At 64.3% G+C, this 4,919-nt stretch carries 6 protein-coding genes and 1 tRNA gene; 5 read left to right on the top strand and 2 right to left on the bottom strand.

What is annotated here, in order from left to right:
- Positions 1 to 292 precede the first annotated feature (292 nt).
- Together AC2W7J_RS15720 and AC2W7J_RS15715 are read left to right on the top strand one after the other, a co-directional pair.
- Positions 293 to 565: an AAA family ATPase gene (locus tag AC2W7J_RS15720; RefSeq protein ID WP_485983552.1), complete on the top strand. Its 273-nt coding sequence runs from the start codon at positions 293 to 295 to the stop codon at positions 563 to 565.
- A complete protein-coding gene (locus AC2W7J_RS15715; RefSeq protein ID WP_485983550.1) occupies positions 556 to 2,160 on the top strand; it encodes an ATP-dependent nuclease in 1,605 nt (534 codons plus the stop codon). Before AC2W7J_RS15720 ends, AC2W7J_RS15715 begins: the two co-directional genes overlap by 10 nt.
- Before the next feature lie 76 nt (positions 2,161 to 2,236).
- On the opposite strand, the gene AC2W7J_RS15710 is transcribed toward AC2W7J_RS15715, so the two are convergent.
- Positions 2,237 to 2,701 carry a hypothetical protein gene (locus AC2W7J_RS15710; protein ID WP_485983548.1) on the bottom strand — a complete coding sequence of 155 codons (465 nt, stop codon included), beginning with the start codon at positions 2,699 to 2,701 and terminating at the stop codon, positions 2,237 to 2,239.
- A 148-nt stretch (positions 2,702 to 2,849) separates the two neighbouring features.
- On the opposite strand from AC2W7J_RS15710, the gene AC2W7J_RS15705 reads away from it, so the two are divergent.
- The gene (locus AC2W7J_RS15705; RefSeq protein ID WP_485983546.1) at positions 2,850 to 3,161 is read left to right on the top strand and encodes a tyrosine-type recombinase/integrase; all 312 of its coding nucleotides are present in this window, start codon (positions 2,850 to 2,852) and stop codon (positions 3,159 to 3,161) included.
- Positions 3,162 to 3,164: 3 nt separating this feature from the next.
- On the opposite strand, the gene AC2W7J_RS15700 is transcribed toward AC2W7J_RS15705, so the two are convergent.
- Positions 3,165 to 3,236 (bottom strand) — tRNA-Arg (locus tag AC2W7J_RS15700).
- 60 nt (positions 3,237 to 3,296) lie between these two features.
- Between AC2W7J_RS15700 and AC2W7J_RS15695 the strand changes: the two genes are divergently transcribed.
- Together AC2W7J_RS15695 and AC2W7J_RS15690 are read left to right on the top strand one after the other, a co-directional pair.
- Positions 3,297 to 4,547: an MFS transporter gene (locus AC2W7J_RS15695; protein ID WP_485983544.1), complete on the top strand. Its 1,251-nt coding sequence runs from the start codon at positions 3,297 to 3,299 to the stop codon at positions 4,545 to 4,547.
- Positions 4,544 to 4,919 (top strand): hypothetical protein (locus AC2W7J_RS15690; protein ID WP_485983542.1); only part of this gene is annotated, 376 nt, incomplete at its 3' end. The genes AC2W7J_RS15695 and AC2W7J_RS15690, both read left to right, overlap by 4 nt.

The following is a 4,919-nucleotide window of genomic DNA, read 5'->3' as shown; positions in this document are numbered from 1 at the left end:
CGGAGGTGGGGGTGCGCGGAGGGCGAGGAACGAGCCCGGAGCGCGGGGGTCCCTACCGGGAGCGCCCGCCGGCGGCGGGCGCGCGGGCCGCAGGCCCGCCTTGAGTCAGTAGGGAAACTCATCACAAGACCCCCGGAAGGTTGGGGTCATTCGTGGGCGACATACGGCAGCCTGAGACTGTCGCGAGGGTGCTGCACCCAGGTTGGGTGCCCGCCAGGGCGTTGATCACATCGGGGAAGCGATAGCGTGACTGGCGTCGAGGAGATGCCGTATTTTCCGAGTTGGAGCTGTCATGCACTTCACAAAGTTTGAGTTTAAAAACGTCAAGGGCCTGCGAGATGCATCTCTCCAGTTAGGGCCGGGAACGTCTGCAGATTCAATCGTGACGTTGGTGGGCTTGAATGAAAGTGGCAAGACGACCGTGCTAGAAGCTATAGATCGCTTCTTCCCGGGAAAAGAGGACGAAGAGATCAAACCTCCGCTTTGCTCGGCCTGGCGCGGGCGGACCCGTTCGAGCTCATTCCCATCTCCCAGCGAGGCAACTTCAACGGTTCGGTGGAGATAGTCGCGACAGTCAAGCTGGACGAGGGCGACGAGGATCTGATCAAGAAGAGTGTCGATCTCGCCACTGGATTCCGGCTAGACGAATTGCCTGACGAGATTAGGATAACAAACCGGTACACCTACTCGAGCAGTAAGTTGGACCGGTCTGTGACGGTTTGGCCGTCGACGCTTGGGTCGGGTAGAACCAAACAAGGGAAGAAATCTCATTCTGTCAATTCTAAGTCGCGGCGAGCTGAGTGGAGTGCCGTGGTCTCCGCGGTCCGGGAGATTGTTCCCAGGATTTGGTACTTTCCCAACTTTCTGTTCGAGTTTCCCGATTCGGTGAGGTTGGACATTCCGGAGAATGAGACTGTGGCGAACCAGCTATATCGCCTTCTTGTTCAGGACATTCTGGCTTCTATCGACGGGGCGGCAACCGTTCAAGAGCACTTAGTTGAGCGCGCCAGGTCGGCGGAGCAGGCGGATAAGTCGAGCCTTAAGCAACTTCAGAGGCAAATGGGCGCGGAGGTGACCCGTACGGTTATTTCGAGATGGAACGAGATGTTCGGTGGGTCCGACCTGCAGGGAAAGCGCGTCTTCTTCGAGGTGGAAGCGGGCGGTGCGTCCGGCTCCGAAGTTACCGGAGAATTCTATTTGGAGGATGGGACTGATCTGTTCTCCATCAACGAAAGGTCGCTAGGTTTCCGTTGGTTCTTTGTCTACCTCCTCCTCACCACTTACCGTGCGCGGCGTCCAGAGCATGGTCGAATTGTTTACCTGCTTGACGAGCCTGCGAGCAATCTTCACTCATCTGCCCAGGGCCTTCTTCTGGAAAGCTTGCAAAAGTTGGGTGAAGAGGCGCAGATAATTTACACCACCCATTCTCACCACTTAGTTAACCCCAAATGGCTAGAGTCGACGTTCGTCGTTGCGAATACCGCCGCCGACCCGTCGAAGATCACTTCGGATGTGCTATCTAAGAATACAGACATTTCCATACGTCGATATCCTGAATTTGCATATGAGAATCCCGGTAGGCGGCACTATTTTCAGCCGGTGTTGGATGTTCTGAAGTATCGCCCGACGGACTTGGAGCTTGTTCCAGAGGTCGTGATGACGGAGGGTAAGGCTGACTACTATCTGATTAAGTACTTCCAAGACGTCATCTCCGAGTCTTCGCGTCCATTGAGTGTCCTGCCGGGTAGGGGTTCAGGGTCGCTGGACGAGGTGGTTCGCCTCTATTTGGGCTGGGGGAGGAATTTCGTCATTCTACTGGATTCGGATCAAGGTGGCGTTGATGCGAGGAAGCATTATGAGAGGGAGTTTGGCCCTGCTGTTTCGGCGAGGCTACTTGACCTTTCGGCTGTGGTTAATGTCAAGGGCGCCGTTGCGATTGAGAGCCTTCTCGAGGAGTCCGACCAGCTGGCCTTTCAGCGTCTAATTGATCCATCCGCCAGCCAGTGGAACAAGCGAATGTGGTCTCAAGGGGTAGAGCATGCCGTGGCTACCGTTACACCCATTCACCTGTCGAGTTCGGCTTGCGACAACTTGAGGCGACTTGTTGAGGCCCTCGGCGAGCAGTTAGGTGCAAGGCGCGGTGGGCAGGCTCAAGGGTGAGTGGGGGTTGTGGGTTGATTCGGCTGCGCGCTGGCGAGTTTCAGTAGATCGATCACGCGGTCGTCAGTTAGTTTCGCTAGCGGGCTGCCTTGGGGTGGAGGGCGAATAGCGGGCGGGCTAGGGGGTCTTGATCGAGATTGAATCGGTCGTGCCGTGTCCATCCCAGCGCGCTCCAAAACTTTGCTGCCTCTTGATCGAGCGCGATGGCGGTCCAGGCGGTCGAACTGTCAGCGGTTAGGGTGGCGACGGTCCATGCGCCGATGCCCTTGCCGCGATGGTCCGCTGAGACCTCGAGTAGGTCGATTTCTGATGCTCCGCTAGCTGGCGCCTCCCACGTTGGATAGAACTCGTTCTTCGGGTCTAGGGCGACGTTGACGCGCGCTAGCTCGACGGCGTCTTCGCCGAGCACTGTAAAGAGCTCGCAGGGTCCCTTCTTGATGCCGCCCCACCATTCGCGATCGAACTGAGGGATTTCGGGGAAGGCCTCGTTCACGAAGTCTCCCTCGTTGACGGTGTGCAACTTCACAAGGGTCCAGTTCATGCCAGAGATGCTCGCACACGGGCGGGATCCAGCAACCTTCCCCCGGCCTGTGGATAAGTGTCTGCGCAGCGAACAAACTCTTGGTGTGCTTTGTCTGCGGGCCGGCGCTGGACGTGCATGGTGCCACCAGGTTCGTGAAAGATGCGCAGTGCGCTCGGGCTTCGACGTCACGCGCGAGGCACTCGGCATCGTGGCCACGCCGCACGACCTGCGGCGTACTTTCGGCAGTCTCGCGCGCATGGCTGGCGCCGACCTGCGCTTCATCCAGAAGGCGATGGGTCACGGCTCCATCACGACCACGGCCAGGATCTACGCGCACCTCTACGACGACGAGCTCGACATCGTCGCCTCGGCGCTGGATGGACTCGGCAAGACCTCGTCCGCACGGGCCATGCGGGCGAAAAGCGGGCGACTTGACCCGGACGAGGACCCGCACGGTGGCGAAAACCCCGGAACCTAGGGGCGCCCCCGGCAAGATTCGAACTTGCGACACCTTCTTTAGGAGAGAAGTGCTCTTCCCCTGAGCTACGGAGGCCGGACGCGGTGCGGTGAGGCGACCACGCCACGGGACAGGGTACGCGTCATACTCCCTTCGGTGAGCATCCCGGCACTGCAGCGGCGCACCGTCACCACCCTCGCCGGATCGCAGGTCCTCGGCGGTGTGGGGGTGAGCGCGGGGGCCGCGGTCGGTGCGCTCCTCGCGGCCGACATCTCGGGCAGCGAGACCTGGGCCGGGCTGGGCGGGACGGCCCAGACCCTGGGCGGAGCGCTGGCGGCGCTCGTCGTCGCGCGGGTCGTGGCGGCGAAGGGGAGGCGCCCCGGCCTGACCACGGGGTACCTCATGGCGATCGTCGGCGGCCTGGTCATCGTGACCGCGTCGGTGGTCGGCTCCTTCGTCCTGCTGCTGCTCGGTTTCCTGCTCTTCGGCGGGGCGACGGCGGCCAACTCGCAGGCGCGCTTCGCCGCGATGGACCTCGCCGACGAGGCCCACCGCGGTCGGCACCTGTCCGTCGTCGTCTGGGCCACGACCATCGGCGCCGTGGCGGGGCCCAACCTCACCGGCCCGGGGCAGTGGGTCGCTCGCCAGCTCGGGCTGCCGGCCCTCGTCGGCCCCTATGTCCTCTCGCTCGCCGGCATCGCCCTCGCGGCGCTCGTCCTGACGCTCGCGCTGCGCCCGGACCCCCTGCTCACCGCCCGCAGCCTGCACGTCGACCACGACGAGCCGGACCCGACGGCCCTCGAGGGCGAGGCCTCCCGCGGGTGGGCCGTCATCCGCAGCCGACCCGACGCGCTCATGGGCGTCGTCGCCATGGCCCTGGGGCACGTCGTCATGGTGTCGGTGATGATCATGACCCCGCTGCACATGCGCCACGGCCACGCCGGCCTCGAGATCATCGGCCTGGTCATCTCGCTCCACGTCGTCGGCATGTACGCCTTCTCGCCCCTGACCGGCTGGGCCGTCGACCGCTGGGGCTCACGGGTCGTCATCGCCGTCGGCTCCGGTGTGCTGCTCACCGCGAGCCTCCTCGCGGCCTCGACGGCGAGCGGGCACTCCCTTCGCCTGACGGCAGCGCTCGTGCTGCTGGGGATGGGCTGGTCGTGCACCCTCATCGCCGGCTCGACCCTGCTCACCGCCGCCGTCCCGCTGCGCCAGCGGCCCGCGGCCCAGGGCCTGTCCGACGTGGCGATGGGCCTGGCCGGGGGCGGTGGGGGGAGCCCTCGCCGGCGTCGTCGTCGGCTGGTGGGGCTACCCGGCGCTCGGGCTGCTCGCGGGCGGCGCGGCACTCCTGCTCGGTCTGCTGGTCCCGCTCGGGCGGCGCTTCGGTTGTTAGCGTTGGCACCGTGACTCCTCCGCCGACGACCCCTGCCCAGGCGCCGGCCGACGTGTCCCCCCTGCGCCGCGAGCTCATGGAGCTCGGCGGCCCCAACACCCTCATCTGGCCGGCCCGCGACCCGCACGTCGTCGACCTGACGACCGCTCACCCCGGCGGCGTCGCGATGCTCCTGTCCGGCCGCGACGCCCGCCTGTCCGACCTCGTCCGCGAGCCCGGGGCTCTGCTGCGCGCCCAGCGCCGGGCCACCAGCCTCACCGAGCACGTCGAGCGGATCTCCCAGGAGCACGGTGTGCACACCTGGCTTCCTCGCGATGGGGGCCGCCTCGTGGCACGTGCCGGCGAGGAGGAGCGCCCGCTCGCCCCCGGTCGTCCTGCGCCGCGCG

The sequence above is a fragment of the Janibacter sp. CFPM2_SD2 genome, from assembly GCF_057364645.1.
Note: the sequence above shows the minus strand (reverse complement) of the source record. Positions and strands in the feature narration are given on the sequence as shown.